The organism is Pseudomonas sp. V88_4 (assembly GCF_029967985.1).
Taxonomy (GTDB): Bacteria; Pseudomonadota; Gammaproteobacteria; order Pseudomonadales; family Pseudomonadaceae; genus Aquipseudomonas; species Aquipseudomonas glycinae.
Window position 1 is genome coordinate 79,359 of sequence record NZ_JASCAF010000046.1, and the last position, 25,150, is coordinate 104,508.

Genomic DNA, 25,150 nt, shown 5'->3' on the forward strand with positions numbered 1-25,150 from the left:
TCAGCTGCCTTGCGCAGCCTTGGCGGCTTGCAGCTGCCGCGCCTGCTCGGCCAGGCGGGCCTTTTCCTCGGGGCTCATTGCGTCCATGCGCAGGCGTACCTGGGCCATTTTCTCCAACTGGCCCGGGGTGCTTTCCACCGCCCGCAACGCCATGGCCAACGCCGCCACGGTCGGATGATCGAAGACCAGCCCCGGATGAACTTCGCACTGCAACAACTTGCGAATCCCGGCCACCAGCTTGATCACCAGCAACGAATGGCCACCGGCGGCAAAGAAATCGCGATCAACGCCCAGCCGCTCGAGCCCGAGCAACTGCGCCATGCGCGAGGCCAGCAATTGCTCGAGTGCATCGCGCGGTGCGACACCTTCGTCGTCCGCCGCCCTGCCCGCCATTTGCTGCAATGCCTTACGGTCGATCTTGCCGTTGGCCAACCGTGGGAAACGGTCGATCAGTTGCAGATGCTGCGGCACCATCACGCCGGGCAGACGAGCGCTCAGTTCGGCGCGTGCGGCGTCCAGCAAACCCGCCGACAGGCCCTGATGCGCGACGACAAAGGCCAGCAATCCCTGCTCGGCCGATGCGGCCGGCAGCACCAGTGCTTCGGCCACCGGCGCCAGACGCAGCAGCTCGGCTTCGATCTCCGCCAGTTCAATGCGGAAGCCACGCACCTTGACCTGCTGATCGCGCCGACCGTGCAACTGAATGCCGCCGTCCACGCGATAGCGCGCCAGGTCGCCGCTGCGATACAGACGCTGCGCCGGATCAAACGGGCTCTGAATGAACGTCTGCTCATCAGCCTCGGCATTCAGGTAGCCACGGCACAACTGTGCACCGCCCAGGTACAGCTCGCCCAGCACACCGACCGGCGCCAGACGCAACTGCGCGTCCAGCACGTAAACCTGGTTGTTGCCCAGCACCTGAGTCAGCGCCGAACAATCGCCGGCAGCGCCGTGCAGATCCAGCGGATGAACCATGACCCCGACCGTCGCTTCGGTAGGACCGTAGTGGTTGAACACCCGGCAGTCGCTGCGCAAGCGCGCGATGCGTTCGATAAGGGCCGTGGCAATCGGCTCGCCACCCAGCACCAGCGTTCGCGGCAGGATTGCCCGCTCGCTGTCGAGCAGCGCGGCGAGGTGCGACGGCACGATCTTCAGGCAGTCGATCTGCTGCTGTTGCAGGTACTCGGCAAACAGCGCACCGTCCTGCATCTGCTCATCGCTGGCAACGTGCAGCGTGGCGCCGTTGAACAACGCACCGAACAACGCGGTGTTGCCCAGGTCCGCCGCCACCGTCGAACTGAAACCGACGTGGCGGCACCGTTCCAGCCCCAACGCCTGACTGGCCTGAGCCGTGTAGTTGAGCAATTGACGATGCTCGATCACCACGCCTTTTGGTACACCGGTGGAGCCAGAGGTAAACAGCACATACGCAATGTCGTGGCCTTGGGTGGCGAGCGCCGGCAACGCTGCGCTCGACTGGCCGACATCAACCACAGTCAACGCCTTGTACGGCTGACCCAGCCAGGCCGGCAGATGCGCGGCGTCGGTCAGCAGCAGTGCAGCGCCGGCCTGCTCCAGCATCAAGGCCTGACGTGCCTGCGGCCATTGCACATCCAGCGGCAGATAGGCCGCACCGATGCGCCAGCTCGCCAGCATGGCGATCACCAGATCCGCCGAACGCGGCAGCGCCAGCGCGACGATCGCGCCCTCGCCCAATCCTTGTGCCTTGAGGCCCTGCGCGACGTTGTCGACCCGAACCTGCAACTGGCCGTAACTCAATGACTGACCGGCGTCGGTCAGGGCAATGGCGTCCGGGGTATCCCGCATCAGGTCGGCGATGCGCTGCGGCAGATATCGGCTGTCGGCCAGTGCCTGCGCTGACGGATTGAGGGCCAGCAGACGCTGTTCTTCGGCATGACCGAGCAGGTTGAGCTGCGCCAGCGGAGTGTGCGGAGCGGCGAGGATCGAATCCAGCAGAACGCCGAACTGCTCCAGCACCACGCTCGCTGCTGCCGGCGAATATCGCGAACTCGCATAAAGCAGATCCACCGCCGCCAGTTGCTGTGCGTCGTCCAGTTGCACCTGCAACAAGCATTCAAAGGCATCCGGCTGCACTGGCAAGGCTTGCGAAACCGTCCAGCGCAAACCGCCGCTGTTGCCGCTGCGCACGGCCTGGCCAACGGTAAAGCCGTATGCCGGGCGCGCTGCGTCCGGGGCAAGATCCGGGGTCCAGTATTCCTGCCAGGTGCGGTGTTCTTCGAGACGCGCAGCCAGTTCCACCAGCCAGGCGCTGAAGGCCGCCCCGGCCGGCAACGACACGGACAGCGACAAGGTTTTCTCGAAAACGCCCACGGCGCCGGCGAAGTATTCATAGTCGCTGCGGCTGTCGTGGCGTACCCCGACCAGCGCCTGCTCAAGCCCGCTCAAGCGGCCCAGCAACACCCACCACGCACCTTGCAACAGCGTGGCGACGGGCTGGCCGAGCTGCTCGGCCAGGGCCTGCAAGCCTGCGCGTTGTGCCGGCTGTAGCGTCAGCGACAGACGTGTGTCGGCCGCTGCCGTGGCCTGACCGGCGCTGCGGGCGGCCAGCCACGGCGTGGCGATGTCCACCTGAGCGCCTTGCAGCTGTTGTTGCCAGTAAGCCCGCGCCGTGGTCGCATCCTCGTCGAGCACCACTTCGCTGCGCCATTCCAGGTACTGGCTGAACTCGCCCGGCACTTCATCTCCGGCAGACTCAACACCGGCGTAGGCTTGCTGTACCTGCTCCAGCAGCAGATTCAGCGATTGCGCATCAGCGCTGTGGCGAGCGATACCGATCAGGCACTGCCATTGCTGCGGCGCCAGTCGATAAAGCATCGCCTGGACACCCGCCGATTCGCCGACCACAAAAGCGCGGCCCATCGACACGTCGATCTGCGCCCGGACTTCCTCGACACCCTGCTCGGTTGCCTGAATCGTCAGCGGAAAACGGCTGGCCGGAATCGCGCTCTGGCGCAAGCCATGGAAACCGGCAACCTTGCTCAATTGCGCCAGCAGCATCGGCTGTTGCGCCAGCAGCGTATCGAAAGCGGCCTGCAAGCGCTGCGGATCGAGGTCGCCCTCCAGGGTCACGCTCAACCAGCGCAATGCCTCACCGCAGGTCGCCGTGTTCGGCAGTTGCTCCAGCAGCGCCTGTTGCTCGGGCGTCAGGGCGAATCCGCTTTCCTGCGCGTCCATCATGACCTCGTTCATGCTCCGGTTTCCTCGGTTTTCACTGCGGCCGACGCAGGTTCAAGACTGCTGTGGTCGTACATGTCGCCCATCGCCACGACAATCTTGCGCGGCCCCTCGAACGGATCACGGGCATGGGCCACGAGCATGTTGTCGAGCAGGATCGCATCGCCTTTCTGCCAGTCGAAACGCACGGCGCACTCTTCGTACAGTTCGCCGATGCGCTGCATCACTTCGTCTTCGATCGGGGTGCCGTCGCCGTAGTACACGTGACGCGGCATGCGCTCGGGACCGAACATCGACAACAGGTCCTCGCGCACATCCGGCTCCAGCCAGTAGATGTGGTGCAACTGCACCTGATTGAAGAACGACTTGGCGCCCGTGATTGGGTGACGAATGATCGCCGGCCCCGGTGTGCGGGTTTGCAGTTCGTTGTTCTCCAGCCAGCGCCACTCGATGCCGCCGGCCCGGCAACGGGCTTCGACTTCGGCGCGGTCTTCGGTCTTGAAGAAGTGTTGCCACGACACATCGAGGTTGTCGGTGAACGTACGCACATACAGCAGGCCCTTGGACTCGAACTTGTCACGCAGGTCGGCCGGCAGTTTTTCGTACATCAACCGGCAATCCACCACCGGCGTCGCACCGCCCACCGGTGCGGCCACCTCGCAATAGAACATCTGCTTGCGCGGCCAGCGGTCCTGATGGGAGCTCTCGTTGTGGAACAGGATCATCTTGCGTTCCGGGTAAGGCGTAGAGCGGTAGGTGTTCTTGCCGCCCTCCTTCTTCGGCAGGTCGCCGTACTGGCCGTACAGGCCCGGCTGAATCGCTTCGGCGAACGCCTCGAAACCCTGAATGCCATCGAGTTCGAAACCACGGAACAGGATGCCGGCGTGGGTGGCGAGTTTTTCTTCGATCAGCGGCCGGTTGTGCTTGATCCATTCGATCAAATCCAGTTGCGGCTCGTTCGGCTCCACCAGCAGCGGGAACGGCTGGGGTGCCGCGATCAGCGATTCGCGTACCGGGGCCGGGCGAACCTTGGCCTCCGGGGCGGCGCCGCGCTTGAGGAACTTGCCCAGTTTGTCGGCCTTGGGTCCGGGCGCAGCGGGTTTGGCGGCCACTGCGAAATTGTCGACTGGCATGCTGATAGCTCCCAATTGAATGTCCTGATCAGCGACGATCTGTTCCAACAGGGCTATCCAGGCCTGCACCAGGTACTGAATGCGCTCGTGTCCGAACAAGGTTGTGGCGAATTGCCAATTACCCAGCAATTGCCCTTCTTCTTCGTCAACGAACAATGCCATGTCGAATTTAGAATGGGTCTGCAACGCCGCCAGCGGTTCAACACTCAAGCCCCCCATCGATTGCGTGCGCCCCGGCAGGTTGTTCATCACGAACAACACCTGCACCAGCGGGTTCATGCCCTTGTGACGCGGCACGCCACAGCTTTCGACGATCATGTCCAGCGGCAGGTCCTGATGCTCCAGCGCCCCGAGCAGGTTGTCCTGCGTGCGGGCGAGGAAGTTCGAGAACGCGCTGTGCGCCTCGAAGCGCGAACGCAGCGGCAACACGTTGACGAAGAAGCCGATCAGACGCTCCAGTTCCGGCTGTTCACGCCCGGCGACGTCCGCGCCGACCAGCACATCGTCACCCCCGCTGAACCGATGCAACAGCACCTGGAACGACGCCAGCAGCGTGCTGTACAGCGTCACCCCGGCGTCGTTGGAGACCTTGCGCAAGCCCTGGCTCAGCTCCGCCGGCAGACGGAACTGCACCGCATCACCGTCGTACGACGCCACCGCCCCTCGCGGCTTGTCCAGTGGCAGGTTCAGCTGCCCGCTGTAACCGTCGAGCCGCTCTTTCCAGTAAGCCGCCTGCTGCCCGAGAACGCCTGCGCGCTCCAGTTCCTGTTGCCACAGGGCGAAGTCGGAGTACTGCACGTCCAGCGTCGGCAACGGCGTGTTGTCGCCCGCCTTGCTCAGTTCGTAGATCTGCACCAGCTCGTTGACCAGCACACCCATCGACCAACCGTCGGAGATGATGTGGTGCATCGAGAACAGCAACACATGCTCGGTCGGCGAGAGGTGCAGGATGCGCCCGCGCCACAGCGGCGCCTGCTCCAGGTCGATCGGCGTGCGCGCGTTGTCCAGCACCGCCTGCGCCACCTGCTCTTCCTGGGCACTGCGCGACAGACCGGACAGATCGAGCACCGGGAAATCGACGTCGACCTGCTCGGCGATCAAGGCGATCGGATCACCTTCATCGTCCTGGGAATACGCGGTACGCAGCACCTCATGACGGCGCACCACCTCGGCGAAGCTGCTGATGAACCGCTCGCTCGACAGCTCGCCGCGCAGGCGCAAGGCCAGCGGCATACCGTACGCCGAACTGCCGCCGGACAACTGCTCGGCGACCCACAAGCGGCGCTGCACCAGCGACAACGGTGCCGTCGACTTGGCGCCAAAGGCCTTGAGCGGCAAGGCCTGGCTGCCAGCGTCGGTAGCCGTCGGCGCCTGAGCCTGGCTCATCCACGCCGCCAGATCCTTGAGGCGCGGATGGTTGAACAGATCCCGCAGACCCAGCGTGCCGGTGCTCAACTGGCGCAAACGCGACACGGCCTGAGTGGCCAGCAACGAATGCCCGCCCAGCTCGAAGAAGTGATCTTCGCGGCTTACCTGATCGAGCTCCAGCACGTTCTGCCAGATTACTGCGATCTGCTGTTCCAGCTCACCGACCGGCGCCACGAAGTCCCCGGCCGAAACCACGCTCTCGACGCCCGGCAAGGCCTTGCGATCAATCTTGCCGTTCGGCGTCAGCGGCAGGCTGGCGAGGAACAACAGGTGCGCCGGGATCATGTAGTCAGGCAGGTTCACCTTGAGCTGCGTCTTCAAGTCTTCGCGCAGCAAGATTTGTGCGGCAGCATCGGCGTTCCCCACCGCCGCGCCGTCCATCACCACGTACGCCACCAGTTGATGGCTGGAAGCGATCGGTTGCGCGACCACGAGTGCCTGGGTGACACGCTCGATCTGCAACAGACGGGCTTCGATTTCACCCAGCTCGATACGGAAACCGCGCACCTTCACCTGATGGTCGATACGCCCGACGTACTGCAAGGTGCCGTCGGCCTGATAACGGGTCAGGTCGCCGGTGCGGTACATGCGCTCGCCATGGCCGGCGAACGGGTTGGGCACGAACTTCTCGGCGGTCATCGCCGCCCGGCCCAGATAGCCTCGGCTGAGACCGGCACCGGCCAGGTAAAGCTCGGCCGACACGCCCAGTGGCGCCGGTTGCAGATCGCCTCCCAGCACGTAACTGGCGGTGCGCGCCATCGCCCGACCGATGTTGGCCTTGCCGCCCGCCTCACGACGGGTCCAGGTGGAATAAACGGTGTCTTCCGACGGGCCGTACAGGTCGATGACGTCTTCGATGCTCGCCTGTTTGTAGAGCAAGTCCACCAGATTCTGCTTCAGCGCTTCGCCGCACAGGTTGATGAGCCGCACCCCCGCCGGAATGTCGCCCGCGTCCTGCAAGGCATTGATCGCCGACGGCACGGTATTGATCAGGCGCACCTGATCGCGGGCCGGCAGTTGCGGCAGTTCAAGGGCGTTGCGGGCGATGATCAGCGAGCCGCCATTGGCCAGGGTGACAAACAGCTCCCACACCGACAGATCGAAACACACCGAGGTCGAAGCCAGCACGCCTTGAATGTCATCGCGGCTGTAGGTGTTCTTCGACCAGTCGCTCAGCGCCATTACGTTGCTGTGGGTGATCGAAACACCCTTCGGCTTGCCGGTGGAACCGGAGGTGTAGATCACGTAAGCGAGATTGTCCGCGCACACGTCCGTGACCGGCGCAATCGCACTGTTGGCCGACAGGTCCAGTTGATCCAGAAGCAACACTTGCGTATCGCCACCGACCGTCAGGATCGCAGCCACCTCGGTTTCAGTCAGCAGCACCCGGGCGCGGCTGTCTTCGAGCATGTAAGCGACACGATCCGCCGGGTAATCAGGGTCCAGCGGTACGTAGGTGCCGCCGGCCTTGAGCACCGCCAGCAGCGCCACCAACAACTGATCGGAACGCTGCATGGCCACGCCGACCCGCACTTCCGGGCCGACCCCGCAGTCGATCAAACGGTGAGCCAGGCGATTGGCCCGGGTGTCGATGTCGGCATAAGTGAACGACTGATGACCGAAGGTCACGGCCCGCGCGTCCGGCTGGGCAGCCACCTGACGCTCGATGGCCTGGTGGATGCACAGCGCTTCGAGAGGGTTGGCTTCCACAGGATTCCAGTCATGCACGATCCGTTGCTCGTCCGCCGCTTCCAGCAGGTTCCATTCGCCCAGGCAGCCTTCGGCGCTGAGGTCGAGGCGCGTCAGCAGCTGTTGCAGCTGCGCGGCCAGTTTGACCACGGTCTCGGCGGCAAAGCTTGTGCGCTGATAGCTGAAGTGCACGGTCAGCTGTTGGTCGAGGTTGACCATCAACGTCAGCGGATAGTTGGTCTGCTCGTAACGGTCGACCTCGCCGAAGCGCAAGTCATCCGATGCGGCCTGCTGCAAGGCTTCGGCAATCGGGTAGTTCTCGAACACCAGAATGTTGTCGAACAACGCCTCCCCGCTCTGCCCGGCCCAGCGCTGAATGTCGAACAGCGGCGTGTGTTCCTGCTCGCGCAGCAGCAGATTCTGCGCCTGCACCTGTTGCAGCCATTGCGACAACGGCTGTTCGGCACGGGGGCTGGCGATGATCGGCAAGGTGTTGATGAACAGACCGATCTGGCCTTCGACGCCGCTCAACTGCGCCGGACGCCCCGACACCGTGGCGCCGAACGCGACCGTGTCCTGCCCGGTGTAGCGCTGCAACAGCAACAGCCACGCGGCCTGCACCAGGGTGTTGACCGTGACCTTTTGCACACGGGCAAAACGGTTGAGTTCAGCGGTCGCGCGACTGTCGAGCGTGAGCAGATGCTCGCCCTGGCCTGCCACTGAGCTGTCCGCGCTGTGCGGCACCGCATCGGCCAGATAGGTCGGCATGTCGAAGTCGGCCAACTGGCCCTTCCAGAAGAGCTCCGTGACCTGCGCGTCCTGCTGCGCCAGCCACTGGATGTAATCGCGATAGCGCCCGGCACCGCTCACCGGCGCCTGGCCGTGGTAGCGCTGCAGGACTTCGCCGAGCAACTGCGAGTTGCTCCAGCCGTCCATCAGAATGTGGTGCGAGGTGTAAATCAGATGGAAGCGCTCGTCCGCCACCCGCACCACCACCAACCGCAGCAACGGCGCCGCGTGCAGGTCAAAACCTTGCTGACGCTGCGCACGTTCCAGCTCGCTCAGGGCCTGTTGCAGATCGCTGCGCTCACGCCAGTCGAGCACGCTGAACGGCACCTGCAACCCCTTGTGCACCACTTGCAGCGCATGGGGCAGATCACCTTCCCAGACGAAACCGCTGCGCAGCACGTCATGGCTGTCCATCGCCGCTTGCCAGGCCTCGCGGAAACGCTCGACCTGCAAACCGTCCACGGCCACGCACATCTGATTGATGTAATCGCCCGACTGCTGCGCGTAGAGGGTGTGGAACAACATGCCCTGCTGCATCGGCGACAGTGGATAAATGTCTTCGACCAGACGCGGCGAAGTCGGCAAACCGTCGAGCTGAGCCTGAGTCAGACCCGCCAGCGGGAAGTCCGACGGGGTCAGGCCTTCCACGCCTGGCGTCAGGCAGTGAGCGATCAGCGCGGCGAGTTCATCGGCGTAGTCGCGGGCCAACGCTTCAATGGTGGCGCTGTCGAAACGCTCTTCACTGAAGGTCCAGCCGACACTCAATTCGCCGCCATACACCTGACCGTTGAGGGTCAGCCAGTTGCCCAGCGGCGCATCCGGGCTTTGTTCCAGACCGGCATTGTCCGGGGCCGGCGCGAACAGTGCGCCGTCATCGGCTTCGAAGCTGCCGTCGAACTGACCGAGGTAGTTGAAGGTGATGCGCGGGGTCGGCAACGCCTTCAGGCTGCTTTGCGCCTCGGCATCACCGAGGTGACGCAGCGCACCGAAACCGATGCCCTTGTTCGGGATCGAGCGCAGTTGCTCCTTGATCCGCTTGATCGAGTCGCCCGCGCCTTCGGCCGGGGTCAGACGCACCGGGAACAGGCTGGTGAACCAGCCCACGGTGCGGGTCAGGTCGACGCCGTCGAACAGCTCTTCGCGACCGTGACCTTCCAGTTGAATCAGCGTCGACGGCTGCCCGCTCCAGCGCCCGATCACTCGAGCCAGTGCGGTCAGCAGCAGGTCGTTGACCTGGGTGCGATAGGCCGCCGGGGCTTCTTGCAACAGCTGCCGGGTCAGCTCCGCGCTGAGGCGAGTCTGTACGGTCTGCGCCAGACGGTTCTGCTGGCCGGCGTCGACACGCTTGCACGGCAAGTCGGTGCTGACATCGCTCAGGCAGGCCTGCCAGTACGCCAGTTCTTCCTGCAATGCCGGGCTGTTGGCGTAGCGCTGCAAGTGTTCGCTCCAGTCCTTGAAGGCACTGGTCTTGGCCGGCAGGCTCAGGGCCTGACCGTTGATGGCTTGCTGATAAGCGGTTTGCAGGTCTTCCAGCAGAATCCGCCACGACACGCCGTCCACCGCCAGGTGATGGATCACCAGCAACAGGCGTTGGCTGCCATCGGCCAGATTCGCCAGCACCGCCCGTAGCAGCGGGCCGTTTTGCAGGTCGAGGCTGCGCTGGGCGCGGTTGCCCAACGCTTCAAGATCGGTGATGTCGGCAATGGCTTCCTGCCAGAGCAGATTTTGCGGCAAGGCGTCGACCGCCAGGTGTTCGGCCTGCCAGACGCTGCCTTGCTGGCTGAAGCTCAGGCGCAAGGCATCGTGATGGATGACCAGCGCGCGCAACGCTTGTTCGACCTTTTCCGCCGCCAGCGGCTGACGTGGCTTGAGCAGCACCGACTGGTTCCAGTGGTGACGCTCGGGGATTTCGTCCTCGAAGAACTGCTGCTGGATCGGCAGCAGCAACGCCGGGCCGGTGACCGGTTGCTGATCGATGGTCGACTCGCTTTCGCCGAGCTGCGCGACCAGCGCCAGACGCTGCACGGTCTGGTGCTGGAACAGGTCTTTGGGATTCAGACGGATGCCGGCCTGACGGGCGCGGCTGACCACTTGAATCGAGATGATCGAATCGCCGCCCAGCTCGAAGAAATTGTCGTTCAGACCTACTTGCGGCAGCTTCAGCACGTCCTGCCAGATCTCGGCCAGACGCTGCTCCAACTTGCTTTGCGGTGCCTGATAAGTCTGCTGCGCCTGACTCGCATCCGGGGACGGCAAGGCACTGCGGTTGAGTTTGCCATTGGCGGTCAACGGCAATTGTTCGAGCAGCAATAGGTGCGCCGGGATCATGTGATCCGGCAGGTTTTCCTTGAGCGCGGCCCGCACGCTGTCACGCCACTGGCCCTGTTCGGCAGCGTCGGCATTGAGTAATGCAGCCTCGCTCGGCACCAGGTACGCCACCAGTTGCTGACCACTGAGGCCCGGCTGCGCCAGCACCACGGCCTGACGCACGGCGGACTGTTCGAGCAACTGCGCTTCGATCTCGCCGAGCTCGATGCGGAAGCCGCGAATCTTTACCTGATGGTCGATCCGGCCGACGTATTCGATCACGCCGTCGGCGCGATAACGCGCCAGGTCGCCGGTGCGGTACAGACGCCCGCCATCGGCGGCAAACGGATCGGGAATGAAGCGCAGCGTGGTCAGGTCCGGACGGTTCAGATACCCCCGGGCCAGACCGGCACGGCCGACGTACAGCTCGCCGATGCAACCCTTGGCCACCGGGTTCAGGTCGCCGTCGAGCAAATACCAGGACAGGTCCGGGATCGGCTCGCCGATCGGGCTGCTGGCGTCGCGTTGCAGGTCGGCCAGGGAGATCGGCCGGTAGGTCACGTGAACCGTGGTTTCGGTGATGCCGTACATGTTGATCAGTTGCGGGGCCTGATCGCCGAAGCGCTCGAACCATGGGCGCAGGCTCTTGACCTCCAGCGCCTCGCCGCCGAACACCACGTAACGCAGGGCCGGCTGCGCCGCCGCGTGTTCCGGGGCGCACGCCACTTGCATCAGTTGCTTGAACGCCGACGGCGTCTGGTTGAGGACGGTGATCCCTTCACGGCACAGCAAGGCGTAGAAATCTTCCGGCGAACGGCTGGTCTCGTACGGCACCACCACCAGTTTGCCGCCGTACAGCAGCGCACCGAAGATTTCCCAGACCGAGAAGTCGAACGCGTAGGAATGGAACAGGCTCCAGACATCCCGCGGGCCGAAATCGAACCAGGCATCGGTGGCCTTGAACAGGCGCAGCACGTTGTGATGGGCGAGCAAGGTGCCTTTCGGCTGGCCGGTGGAACCGGAGGTGTAAATCACGTAAGCCAGGTTGTCCGGGCTCATGGACACCTGCGGGTTGCTGTCGCTATAGCCTTCGAGGCCGTCGCGCTCCTGATCGAGCATCACGCTGCGCACCGAGTCCGGCACCGGCAGACGGCCGAGCAGATGACTCTGGGTCAGCAGCAGGCTGATGCCACTGTCGCCGATCATGTAGGCCAGACGATCTTCCGGATACGTCGGGTCGAGCGGCACATAGGCGCCGCCGGCCTTGAGAATCGCCAGCAGGCCGACGAGCATTTCCAGGCTGCGCTCCACCGCCAGACCGACGCGCACGTCCGGCCCGACACCGCTGGCAATCAGCTTGTGGGCCAACTGGTTGGCGCGGCTGTTGAGCTCAAAGTAGCTCAGGCTCTGTTCGCCATAGGTCACGGCCACCGCTTGCGGCGCCCGCGCGGCCTGCGCTTCGATCAGTTGATGCAGGCATACCTCGCTCGGGAAATCGGCCACGGCCGGGTTCCATTGCAACAGCGTGGCCTCACGTTCGGCCGCGTCATGCAGCGGCAGCTCGGCGATGCGCTGGGTGCAATCGGCGACGATCCCGTGCAGCAGATTCGTCCAGTGCTGTGCCAGACGTTCCATGGTCACCGCGTCGAACAGGTCAGTGGCGTAGGTCAGCTCCGCCCAGACGTTGTCCGCCGATTCGAAGGTGTCGAGGGTCAGGTCGAACTGCGCGGTGTGCGACACCCAGCTCAGGCCTTCGATCTCGATCTTCGACAGACGCGTTGCGCCCTGCGCCTGACGGGTCTGGCTCTGGTGGTTGTGCAGCACCTGGAACAGCGGACTGTGGCTCAGACTGCGCTCCGGTTGCAGCGCATCGACCAGTTGCTCGAACGGCAGGTCCTGATGGGCCTGGGCACCGAGCACGGCGTTTTTCACTTGCTGCAGCAGGCTGCGAAAGCTCTGCTGGCTATCGAACTCGGCCTTCAGCACTTGCGTGTTGACGAAGAAGCCGATCAGGCCTTCGGTCTCGACCCGGTTGCGGTTGGCCACCGGCACGCCGACACGAATGTCGGCCTGACCGCTGTAGCGGTGAAGCAGGGTCTGGAACGACGCCAGCAGCAGCGCGAACAGGGTGACGTTTTCCCGTTGCGCGACCTGCTTGAGGCCGGCGGCCAGTTCGGCGCTCAGCGGGATGTCCTGACGCGCGCCCCGGTAGCTTTGCTCCGGCGGACGCGGACGGTCGGTCGGCAGCTCCAGCAACGGCTGGTCGCCATCGCCCAGTTGCGCGGTCCAGTAATTCAGTTGGCGCTCGCGTTCACCGGCATCCATCCACTGGCGCTGCCACACGGCGTAGTCGGCATACTGCACCGGCAATGCCGGCAATTGCGCAGTCTTGCCTTCGCTGTGGGCGGCATACAACGCCACCAGTTCGTTGACCATGATCCCCATCGACCAGCCGTCGGAGACGATGTGGTGCAAGGTGATGATCAGCGCGTGGTCATCGGCGGCCAGACGCAGCAGTTTGACCCGCAGCAGCGGGCCTCTCTGCAAGTCGAACAGGTGCAGGGTTTCGGCAGCGACCAAGGCTTGCAGCGCGGAATCGTCCAGCTCGCGGTCGATGGTTTCGACGGCGATGTCCAGCGATGCCTGGGCCTGAATAACTTGCAGGGTCTTGCCCTGCTCTTCGACAAAGCAGGTGCGCAGGGATTCGTGACGGGCGATCAGCGCATCGAAGCTGCGCTGCAACGCCGGCAGGTCCAGTTCGCCGCGCAAGCGCAGTGCGGCCGGCACGTGGTAAGCGGTGCTGGTCGGCTCCAGTTGCCAGAGGAACCACTGGCGTTCCTGAGCGTAGGACAGCGTCAGCGGTTGCAGACGCGGCAACGCAACAATCGGCGGCTCTTGATGGGCCTGCTCGACGCCGAGGGCGGCGACGAAATCCACCAGCGTGCTGTGTTCGAACAAGGTGCGCAGCGGCACTTGCACGTTGAGCGCCTGACGCACTCGCGATACGACTTGAGTCACCAGCAGCGAATGGCCGCCGAGTTCGAAGAAGTTGTCGCCCAGGCCCACCTGCTCCAGTTTCAGCACCGCTTGCCAGATCTCGGCAACGGTGTGCTGGGTGGCGGTCTGCGGCGAGATGTAGGTCGACTGCAATTGGCTGGCGTCGGGCGCCGGCAAGGCCTTGCGGTCGACTTTGCCGTTGGGGGTCAGCGGCAGTTGCGCGAGGAACAGCACATGCGCCGGCACCATGTATTCCGGCAGCTCAGCCTTGAGGCTGGCCTTCAGTGCAGCGCGCAACGCGGCTTCGCCATCGGCATCCAGCGCTTCGCCGGACGCAGGCACCACATAGCCCACCAGCTGCGGGCCGGTCGGGCCGTCCTGGGCGACGACCACGGTTTCGCGCACGCTGTCGAGCGCCAGCAGGCGCGCTTCGATTTCGCCCAGCTCAATGCGGAAACCACGGATTTTCACCTGATGGTCGATCCGCCCGATGTATTCGATCACGCCTTCGGCGCGGTAACGGGTCAGGTCACCGGTGCGATACAGACGCTCGCCGGTGCTTGAGAACGGGTCCGGCACAAAGCGTTCGGCGGTCAGCGCAGGACGCTGGAAGTACCCCCGCGCCAGGCCTTCGCCACCGATCAACAATTCGCCCGGCGCGCCGAGCGGATTGAGTTCCAGATCACTGCCAAGAATGTACAGCGCGGTGTTGTCGATCGGCTTGCCGAGGAATGGACGGCTGTTGCCCACGCTCAGCGGATGCAGCGCCGACCAGATCGTGGTTTCGGTCGGGCCGTAAAGGTTCCAGACCTTCGGAGAGCGCGCCAGCATGCGTTGCGCCAGTTCCTGGGGCAGCGCTTCACCGCCACAGAGGAAAGTGCGGCCGTCGAGAATCGCAGCGTGTTCGCTGTCCAGCAGCATGCGCCAGGTCGAAGGCGTGGCTTGCAGCATCGTCACGCGGTGGCGGGCGATCAGTTCGAGCACCGCTTGCGGATCCTGATGCACGTCCTTGCCGGTCAGCACCACGGCGGCGCCGGCCAGTAGCGGGCCGTAGATTTCCAGGCCGAAAATATCGAACGAGAACGTGGTCAGCGACAGCATGCGATCCGCCGCAGCGATGCCCGGTTGCTCGACCATGCTCGCGACGAAGTTGCTCAGGGCTGCGTGGCGCACCATCACGCCTTTAGGCTTGCCGGTGGAGCCGGAGGTGTAAATCGTGTAGGCCAGGTGCTCGCCGTTCACGGCCACGTCAGGCGCGGTGGTCGGGTACGCCGCCAGCCATTCCTGCGGCTGATCCAGCAACACCGTGGCAAGACCGGCCGGGATCGGCAGCAGCGTCTGCAAGTGCGACTGGGTCAGCAGCAATTCGATGCCGCTGTCCTCGATCATGTAGGCCAGACGATCTTCCGGATACGCCGGGTCCAGCGGCACATAAGCGCCGCCGGCCTTGAGGATCGCCAGCAGGCCGACGATCATTTCCACACTGCGCTCGACGGCGATGCCGACCAGTCGATCCGGGCCGATGCCCAGTTCAATCAGCTTGTGCGCGAGCTGGTTGGCGCGGGCGTTCAACTGGCCGTAAGTCAGCTGGTCTTCGCCGATGATCAGCGCGGTGGCGTCAGGCGCTTTCTCGGCCTGCAAGGTGATGCGTTGCTGCACACATGGCGCCGGCGTGGCGTGATCGACGACGCGTTTCCAGTCCTGCAACAGCACTTGATGTTCGGTGGTTTCCAGCAGCGGCAGCTCACCGACACGCTGGCTCGGCGCGGCGACGATGCCGTGCAGCAGGTTCAGCCAGTGGCGCGCCAGACGCTCGATGGTTTCGGGCTTGAACAGGTCGGTGGCGTAGGTCAGTTCCGCCGCCACGCCTTCGCTGGATTCGTAGGTGCCGAGGGTCAGGTCGAACTGCGCGGTGCGGCCCTCCCAGACGATGTCCTCGACGCTCAGTTGCGGCAGTTGCACCTGGCTCTGACGCTGGGTCTGGTCGTTGACCGCCTGGTGGTTGTACATCACCTGGAACACTGGGCTGTGGCTCAGGCTGCGTTCCGGTTGCAGGGCTTCGATCAGTTGCTCGAACGGCAGGTCCTGATGGGCCTGGGCCGCCATCGCCGATTGCTTGACCTGGGCCAGCAATTGATTGAACGGCAGTTGTCCGTGGACGTCCGCGCTCAGCACCTGGGTGTTGACGAAGAAGCCGATCAGGCCTTCGGTTTCCACACGGTTGCGGTTGGCGGTCGGCACGCCGACGCGGATCTGCGACTGGCCGCTGTAGCGGTGCAGCAACGCCTGAAACGACGCCAGCAGCACCATGAACAGACTCGCGCCTTCGCGCTGGGCCAGTTGCTTGAGGGCCTCGCCCAGTGCGGTCGGCAGGTTCAGATCGAGGCGCGCGCCACGGAAGCTTTGCACCGCCGGGCGCGGGTGATCGATCGGCAATTCCAGCACCGGCTGTTCGCCGCCGAGGGTGTCGATCCAGTATTTGAGCTGCCGCTCACGCTCGCCGGCCTCCAGCCAGTGGCGCTGCCAGATCGCATAGTCGGCGTATTGCACGTCAGGCGGCGGCAGGCTCAGGGACTGGCCGCCGGTGTCGGCGGCGTAATGCTTGATCAACTCGCCGACCAGCACTTGCATCGACCAGCCATCGGAGATGATGTGGTGCTGGATCAGCGCCAGCACGTGATCGTCTTCGCCAACCTTGAGCAACGACACCCGCAGCAACGGGCCCTGCTGCAGGTTGAACGGGCGAGCGGTTTCCTGCTCGACGAAAGCCTTGATCGCAGCGTCGGCATCCTGACCGGGCGCCAGCGTCTCGACCGTGACGCTCAGCGACATCTGCTCGTGAACCTTCTGGCAGAAGGTTTCACCCTGCTCGACAAACGTGGTGCGCAGGCTTTCATGACGGGCAACCACGGCGTTGAAACTGCGCTCCAGCGCCGCGACGTCCAGTCGGCCCTTCAAACGCAGGGCGCTGGGAATGTGATACGCGGTGCTGTGCGGGTCCATCTGCCACAGGAACAACTGGCGTTCCTGGGCGTAGGACAGCGGGATCGCCTCGAAGCTTGAGCGAGTTTCCGGAATTGGCAGGTTGGCCGGCGAGACGCCCTCTTCGAGCATCTTTTCCAGGTAGAGCTTACGTTTGTCCAGCGGCAGAGTGATAAAGCGCTTGGCAATCCTCAAAGCAACACTCGTGTCCATCAGAACTCCTCCATATCGTCAAGCAGGGCTTCCAGCTTGTTCAGTTTCTGTTCGTTGATTGCCCCGCCTCCTGTATCGAGTCGAGCGACAAAGTCGCCGAGGACGGGGTGCTGGAATAGCAGTTGCGGCGTCAGCGTCAGGCCCAGTTCCAGGGCGATGCGCGACACGACATTGACCGCCAGCAGCGAGTGCCCGCCGAGTTCGAAGAAGTGATCGTTCAGACCGATGCGTTCCACGGTGAGCACTTGCTGCCAGATTGCCGCGACCTGTTGCGCAAGCTCCGATTGCGGCGCGACATACGCGACCTGCATCTGGCTGGCGTCCACCGCCGGCAGCGCCTTGCGGTCGAGCTTGCCGTTGGGGGTCAGGGGCAACTGCTCAAGGAACAGCAGGTGCGCGGGAATCATGTAGTCAGGTAACGAAGACTTGAGGCCAGTCTTTAGTCCGTCACGCAGTTGGCGCTGCGCTTCACCGTCGTACACGTCCAGTTGCGGGGCCACGACATAGGCCACCAGTTGCGCGCCACCCTCGGCCTCGACGGCCAGCACGGCCGCCTCGCTGACGCCCGGTTGCGCCAGCAGCCGCGCTTCGATTTCACCAAGTTCGATCCGGAAACCACGAATTTTCACCTGATGGTCGATCCGGCCCATGTACTCCAGCTCGCCGTCCTCGCGCTGACGAATCAGATCGCCGGTGCGGTAGAGACGCTCGCCGTTGCGGGCGAACGGGTTGGGCACGAACTTCTCGGCGGTCATCGCCGCTTTGCCCAGGTAACCACGCGTGACACCGGCACCCGACAGGTACAACTCGGCCGACACGCCGTGCGGCACCGCTTGCAGATCGGCATCGAGCAAGTGGCTGATGGAGTGATCCAGCGCGCGACCGATCCGTGCCTGACCATCGGCGGTGCGGCGGGTCCAGGTCGAGTAAGTGGTGTCTTCCGACGGACCATACAGGTCGTAGACGTGCTCAATACTCGGCTGCTGATACAGCGCGTCCACCAGCCCTTGCTTGAGCGGTTCGCCCGCCAGGTTGATGATCCGCACACCCGGTGGAATCTGCCCGGCGCGCTGCAACGCGTTGATCGCCGACGGCACGGTGTTGATCAGGCGCACCTGATCCCGCGCCGGCAGTTGCGGCAGTTCCAGCGCGTTGCGGGCGATGATCAGCGAGCCGCCGTTGGCCAGGGTCACAAACAGCTCCCACACCGACAGGTCGAAACACACCGAGGTCGAGGCCAGCACGCCTTGAATGTCCTCGCGGCGGTAGACCTTGGCCGACCAGTCGATCAGCGCCATGACGTTGCGATGGGGAATCGCCACGCCTTTCGGCTTGCCGGTGGAGCCGGAGGTGTAGATCACGTAGGCGAGGTTGTCCGGGGTCACGGCGGTTTGCGGTGCCTGATGCGAATAGCCGGCCAGCTCAACCTGATCCAGCAACAACACTTGAGTCTCCGACGGCACGCTCAGCGTCGCCGCCAGTTCCTGTTCGGTCAGCAGCACTCGCGCGCGGCTGTCTTCGAGCATGTAGGCCACGCGGTCGGCCGGGTAATCCGGGTCCAGCGGCACGTAGGCGCCGCCGGCCTTGAGCACCGCCAGCAGTGCAATCAGTAACTGCTCGGAACGGGGCAACGCCACGCCCACCCGCACTTCCGCGCCGACGCCGAGTTCGATCAATTTGTACGCCAGTCGGTTGGCCCGGGCGTCCAGTTCGGCGTAGCTCAGCTGCGTGTCGGCGAAGGTAACGGCCCATGCATCCGGGGTCGCGGCGACCTGACGGGCGATGCGCTGGTGGATGCACAGTTCGGTGACGAAATCGCTGGAAACCGGCGCCGTTTCGATCAGATGCAATTCGCTGAGCGCACGCTCGCCCGCCTCGGTCATCTGCTCGAGCAAACGCTGCAAGTGCGCGCCCAGTTGCGCCACGCTGGCGTCGGCAAAACGGTCGCGCTGGTAGCTGAAGTGCACCGACAGTTCGGCGCCCAGATGCACCAGCAGGGTCAACGGATAGTTGGTCTGCTCGTGGTTCTGCACCGGACCGAATTGCAGGCCTTGCGGCGCGCCTTGCTCCAGCGCTTCGGCGATCGGGTAGTTCTCGAACACCATCAGGCTGTCGAACAGCGCGTCACCGCCCTGCCCGGCCCAGCGCTGGATCTGCGCCAGCGGTGTGTGCTCGAACTCGCGCAGCGCCAGGTTCTGTGCCTGCACGCCTTGCAGCCAGCTGGCCAGACTCTGCTGTGCTTGTGGCGCGGCGATCACCGGCAAGGTGTTGATGAACAGACCGACCTGCTGTTCGGCCCCCGGCAGATCCGCCGGACGCCCGGCGACGGTGGCGCCGAACGCCACGCATTCCTTGCCGGTGTAGCGCTGCAACAGCAGCAGCCACGCGGCTTGCACCAGGGTGTTGACGGTGACTTTCGAGGCTCGGGCAAACTCGCCCAGACGCTGGGTCAGGCTGGCATCGAGCACCTGGAAATGATCGCCGTAACCGACGCTCGGCAGACCGGCATTCGGCCGCGCGATGGCATCGGCCAGACGCGTCGGCTCCTGCAGATTACCCAGCGCCGCCAGCCAGTAGGCTTCGGCGGTCGCAGCGTCCTGACGCTGCAGCCAGGCGATGTAATCGCGGTAGCGCCCGGTCGGACGCGGCACCGCTTCGCCGCTGTAATGCTGCAACACTTCGCCGAGCAACTGCGCGCTGCTCCAGCCGTCCATCAGGATGTGATGGTTGGTGTAGATCAGGTGATGACGGTTTTCAGCGATGCGCACCAGCACCAGACGCAGCAACGGTGCACGGCTCAGGTCCAGGCCTTGGGTACGCTCTTCGTCGGCGAGTTTTTTCAGCGCGGTATCAACGTCGCTGTGACCGTTCCAGTCGAGTACGCGGAACGGCACCTCGAGCTGACGCTGCACCACTTGCACCGGCTGCGCCAGATCGCCCTGCCAGACGAAACCGGTGCGCAGGATGTCATGGGTATCCACCACCGCTTGCCACGCGGCGCGGAAACGCTGCGGGTCGACGCCATCGACGTCAAGACGCATCTGGTTGATGTAGTCGCCGTTGCCGTGTTCGAGCAAGGTGTGGAACAGCATGCCCTGCTGCATCGGCGACAGCGGGTAGATGTCGTCGATGGTCTGCGGCTGCGGCGCCAGCGCGTCGAGCTGGGCCTGGGTCAGGCTGGCCAGCGGGAAGTCCGACGGGGTCACGCCACGGTTGGCGCTGTCGCAGCAATGGGCGATCAGCGCGGTCAGCTCTTGCAGGTAATCGTCGGCCAGACGCTGGATGGTCGCCGGTTCGAACATCTCGCGGCTGAAGGTCCAGCTCAGGTCCAGTTCGCCATTGAACACCTTGCCATCGAGGGCCAGCGGGCTACCCAACGGGCCTTGCATATTCACCTCTTCGCCACCGGATTCGCTGGTCGGCACGAACAGCGCTTCATCGCCGGCGTCGAAACTGCCGTCGAACTGGCCCAGATAGTTGAAGGTCAGGCGCGGCGTCGGCAGCGCTTGCAAGGTGGCCCGGGCATGGTCGTCGCCCAGGTGCGCGAGGGCACCAAACCCAATGCCTTTGTTGGGGATCGCCCGCAGCTGTTCCTTGATCTGTTTCAGCGAGGCGCCGAGGTCGGCGGTCGGGGTCAGTTTTGCCGGGAACAGGCTGGTGAACCAGCCCACCGTGCGGGTCAAATCGACGTGATCGAACAGATCTTCGCGACCGTGACCTTCCAGTTGCACCAGCACATTGTCGGCGCCGGTCCAGCGCACCATCACCCGCGCCAGCGCGGTCAGCAGCAGGTCGTTGACCTGGGTGCGATAGGCCGCCGGGGCCTCTTGCAGCAGTTGGCGGGTCAGGGTCTTGTCCAGCGGCGTGCGGATCGCCATGGCCTGGCAATGTTGCTGGCCGCCTTGCGGGTTGTCGCACGGCAAAGCGTTCGATGCGCCTTGCAACTGTTGCTGCCAGAAGCCCAGTTCGGCTTGCAGCGGTGCGCTGCCGGCGTAGTCCTGCAACGCTTCGGTCCAGGCTTTCACGGCGCTGGTCTTGGCCGGCAGTTGCACGGCCGCCCCCGACTGGATCTGCCGGTAAGCGCTTTGCAGGTCTTCGAACAGAATCCGCCACGACACGCCATCCACCACCAGGTGATGGACCACCAGCAACAGACGCTGGCTGCCATCGGCCAGGTTCGCCAGCACCGCACGGATCAGCGAACCGCCGCTCAGTTGCAGACTGCGCTGGGCTTGATTACCGAGCACTTCGAGGGCCGCCAGATCGGCGACCTCGACTTGCCACAGCACGGTTTCACCGGCCTGGCTTTCGACATCGCGGTACTGCGCCGTCCAGCCCTGCGTTTGCTCGGCAAAGTCCAGGCGCAGGCTGTCGTGATGCACGACCAGCGCATCCAGTGCTTGCTCCAGAACGGAAGCATCCAGCGGCTGAGCGGTCTTGAGCATCACCGACTGGTTCCAGTGATGACGGTCGGGAATCGGCTGGGCGAAGAACCACTGATGAATCGGCAGCAGCGCGGTTTCGCCAGTTACGGGGTGCTGATCGATCGGCTGCACCGGCTCGCCGGTCTGCACCACATTGGCCAACGCCTGAATGGTCTGGTGCTGGAACAGGTCTTTCGGGGTGAAGCGCAACCCGGCCTGACGGGCGCGGCTGACCACCTGGATCGAGATGATCGAATCGCCGCCCAGCTCGAAGAAGTTGTCGGTCAGGCCGACGCGTTCCAGCTTCAGCACGTCCTGCCAGATCGTCGCCAGTTGCTGCTCAAGTGCGCTTTGCGGCGCCACGTAGGTTTGCTGCAATTGGCTGACGTCAGGCTTGGGCAGGTTCTTGCGATCGAGTTTGCCGTTCGGCGTCAGCGGCATGCGCTCAAGGGTCAGCACGTAGGCCGGGACCATGTGCGCCGGCAACGTGGCCTTGAGTTGCGCCCGCAGTTGCTCGGCGAAATCGCCGTGCTTCGAATCGCCGACCACGTACGCCACCAGCCGTTTGCTGCCGGCGCTTTCCTGGGCCACGACCACCGCTTCGCGCACACCGTCGAGGGCTTGCAGGCTGGCTTCGATCTCGCCCAGTTCAATACGGAAACCACGGATCTTCACCTGGTTGTCGATGCGTTCCAGGTAATCGAAGGTGCCGTCGGCACGCTGGCGCACCAGGTCGCCGGTGCGGTACAGCACGCCACCGGTTGCGCTGAACGGGTCCGCGACAAAGCGCTCGGCGGTCATCGCCGAACGATTCAGGTAACCACGGGCCACACCGCTGCCACCGAGGTACAGCTCGCCGGCCATGCCTTGCGGCAACAGGTTCAGGTCGGCGTCGAGCACGTAGGCGCTGCGGTCGCCGATGCGGCTGCCGATCGGCGCATAGGCGGCGCCACACGGCACATCGCGACCGGCCTTCCAGATCAGCGGCGTGACCACGGTTTCGGTCGGGCCGTATCCGTTGATGATGTACTCCGGGGTCAGCGCGCGCTTGACTCGCTCGAAACTCGCATTCGGTACCGCATCGCCACCGAAGCAGTAGATCCGCACCTTTGGCGGATTGCCCACGCGTTCGGCGTGTTCGGCCAGTTGTTGCAGATACACCGGCGGGAACGCGACCACGGTCACGCCGTGCTCGATCATCGCGTTGTAGGTCTGCTCCGGCGTCCACAGGCTGTCGTCGCGGATCAGCAGCGAGCCGCCGTGAGTCAGGCTGGTCAGCCAACGCTCATGGGCGCCGTCGAAGGCGAACGACATGAAGTGGAATTCGCAATCGCTGTCGCGCATTTCATAGCGCTCACCGATGGCCAGGCAGTGCATTGCCAGCGGCCCATGGGTGACGCTGACGCCTTTCGGATTGCCGGTGGAGCCGGAGGTGTAAATCACGTAGGCCAGATTGTCCGGATCCAGCGTCACCACCGGCGCCTGCGCCGAATGGCCGCTGAGGTCGAGGCGGTCCAGTTCCAGCACGCTCATGGCGTCGTCAATCGGCAGTTGCGCCGACACACGGGAATCGGTCAGCAGCAGCGCCAGTCCGGAATCCTGCATCAGGTACGCCAGACGCTCGCGCGGGTAGCTGGTGTCCAGCGGCACATAGGCGCCGCCGGCCTTGAGCACCGCCAGCAAGGCGACGATCAGGCCTTCGCCGCGCGGCATCGCCACGCCGACCCGCACTTCGGCGCGCACGCCACGGGCCATCAGTTCATGGGCCAGACGGTTGGCCCGGGCATCCAGTTCGCCATAGCTGTAATGCTTGCCATCGAAAATGACCGCGGTGCGGTCCGGTTGCTGCGCGGCCAAGCGGGCATAACGCTGGTGCACGGCGATATCGGTCGGGTACGCCTGCGGAGGGTTCTGCGCCTGTTGCCGCGCATGTTCGTCGGCCGTGGCCAGGGCGATTTCACCGAGACGACGCTCGGCGGATTCAGCGAACTGCTCCAGCAGGTGCAGCAACTGCGCGCTCAGGCGCTCGACGGTGGCGACGCTGAAATGCGCCTGGTCGAAGCTCATGTGCAGCGCCAGGGTTTCGCCCAGCGTCACGCCGAGGGTCAGCGGATAGTGGGTCTGATCCTGGTTGGCGACTTCGCCGAACACCACGCCCTGGGCGGTGCCGTGTTGCAGCGCTTCGGAAATCGGGAAGTTCTCGAACACCAGCAGCGTGTCGAACAGCGACTCGCCGCCCTGCCCGGCCCAACGCTGAATGCTCGCCAGCGGCGTGTGTTCGAACTCGCGCAGCGACAGGTTCTGCGCCTGCACCGCCGCCAGCCATGCGGCCACGGTCTGGTCCGGACGACTGCCGGCGATCACCGGCAAGGTGTTGATGAACAGGCCGACCTGCTGCTCGATCCCCACCAGTTCCGCCGGACGCCCGGCCACGGTGGTGCCGAACGCCACGCAGGTGCTGCCGGTGTAGCGCTGCAACAGCAACAGCCACGCGGCTTGCACCAGAGTGTTGACGGTGACTTTCTGCTCACGGGCAAACGCGTTCAAGCGCCGGGTGCGCGACGCATTGAGGTCGTAATGTTTGAGCAGATGACCGGCTTCACTGCGCACCTCGCCACCTCCGGCAGCGGCCTGCGCCAGCACCGTCGGCTCGTGGAAATCCGCCAGTTGTTGCAGCCAGAACGCTTCACTGACCGCCGCGTCCTGACGTTGCAGCCACTGGATGTAATCCGAGTAACGGCTGACAGGACGCGGTGGTTGCTGGCCGGCATAACGCTGCAGCACTTCGCCGAGCATCTGCGCGCTGCTCCAGCCGTCCATCAGAATGTGGTGGTTGGTGAAGATCAGGTGATGACGGTTATCGCTGATGCGGATCAGAGTCACGCGCAGCAGCCCGGCCTGGGTCAGGTCGAACCCTTCGGCCAGATCGGCGGCGGTGAAATCCTTGAGGGCCTGGGCGATGTCGCTGCGTTCACGCCAGTCAAGCAGCGTGTACGGCAGCGCCAGTTGGCGATGGATGATTTGCAGTTGTTCCTGCAATTCGCCCTGCCAGATAAAGCCGCTGCGCAGGATGTCGTGAGCGTCCATGGTCGCTTGCCACGCCGCACGGAAACGCTCGGGATCGAGGCCGTCGACATCGACGCACAACTGGTTGATGTAAGTGCCGGTGCCCTGCTCGTACAAGGTGTGAAACAGCATGCCCTGCTGCATCGGCGACAGCGGATAGATGTCTTCAATGCCGGCGGCCGGCACCGGGATCGCGTCCAGTTGTGCCTGATCGATGCGCGCCAGCGGGAAGTCCGACGGCGTCACGCCCATCGAATCCGCGTCGCAGCAATGGCTGATCAACCCTTGCAATTCACGTTCGTAATCCTCGGCCAGACGGGCGATGGTCGCCTCGTTGAATTGCTCGCGGCTGAAGGTCCAGCGCAGGTCGAGTTCGCCGTCGTAGACCTGACCTTCGACGCCCAGCCAGTTGTCCAGCGGCGCATCGAGGCTTTGCTCCAGCCCGGCGTTTTCACCGGCCGGGCTGAACAGTGCACCGTCCTCGACATCGAAACTGCCGTCGAACTGGCCGAGGTAGTTGAAGGTGATGCGCGGCATCGCCAGCGCCTTGAGGCTGGCCTGGGTGGACGCGTCGCCGAGATGGCGCAGCACACCGAAACCGATGCCCTTGTTCGGGATCGCCCGCAGTTGTTCCTTGATCTGTTTGATCGCCGCCGCGACGGAGTCCGCCGGGGTCAGACGCACCGGGAACAGGCTGGTGAACCAGCCGACGGTGCGGGTCAGGTCGACGTCGTCGAACAGGTCTTCGCGGCCGTGGCCTTCCAGCTGGATCAGGGTGTCGGCGTGGCCGGTCCAGCGGCTGATGACTCGCGCCAGTGCGGTCAGCAGCAGATCATTGACCTGGGTGCGATAGGCCGCTGGGGCCTGTTGCAACAACTGCTGAGTAAACGTTTGGTCGAGGCGGCT

At 64.4% G+C, this 25,150-nt stretch carries 3 protein-coding genes (1 of these 3 running past the window's edge); all 3 read right to left on the bottom strand.

Going from position 1 to position 25,150, the window contains the following annotated elements:
- Tightly spaced (each overlapping or abutting the next), the 3 genes in view from QLG12_RS25185 to QLG12_RS25195 form a layout consistent with a single transcriptional unit that may run on beyond the window.
- A complete protein-coding gene (locus QLG12_RS25185) occupies positions 1-3,231 on the bottom strand; it encodes an amino acid adenylation domain-containing protein (RefSeq protein ID WP_282475403.1) in 3,231 nt (1,076 codons plus the stop codon).
- On the bottom strand, positions 3,228-16,754 hold the full coding sequence (locus tag QLG12_RS25190; protein WP_282475404.1) for a non-ribosomal peptide synthase/polyketide synthase: 13,527 nt from the start codon (positions 16,752-16,754) through the stop codon (positions 3,228-3,230). Before QLG12_RS25190 ends, QLG12_RS25185 begins: the two co-directional genes overlap by 4 nt.
- A protein-coding gene (locus QLG12_RS25195) for a non-ribosomal peptide synthase/polyketide synthase (RefSeq protein ID WP_282475405.1) crosses the window boundary here: on the bottom strand, positions 16,754-25,150 show its 3' portion. 4,014 nt of this gene lie beyond the right edge of the window; the window shows 8,397 of its 12,411 coding nt (coding positions 4,015-12,411); its start codon lies off the right edge, out of view; it ends in the stop codon at positions 16,754-16,756. The genes QLG12_RS25190 and QLG12_RS25195 overlap by 1 nt, the downstream gene beginning before the upstream one ends.

What these genes read in the sequence shown, in the direction of transcription:
- QLG12_RS25185 (WP_282475403.1), bottom strand. Translation starts at nt 3,231, where the DNA reads ATGAACGAGGTCATGATGGACGCGCAGGAAAGCGGATTCGCCCTGACG.
- QLG12_RS25190 (WP_282475404.1), bottom strand. Translation starts at nt 16,754, where the DNA reads ATGGACACGAGTGTTGCTTTGAGGATTGCCAAGCGCTTTATCACTCTG.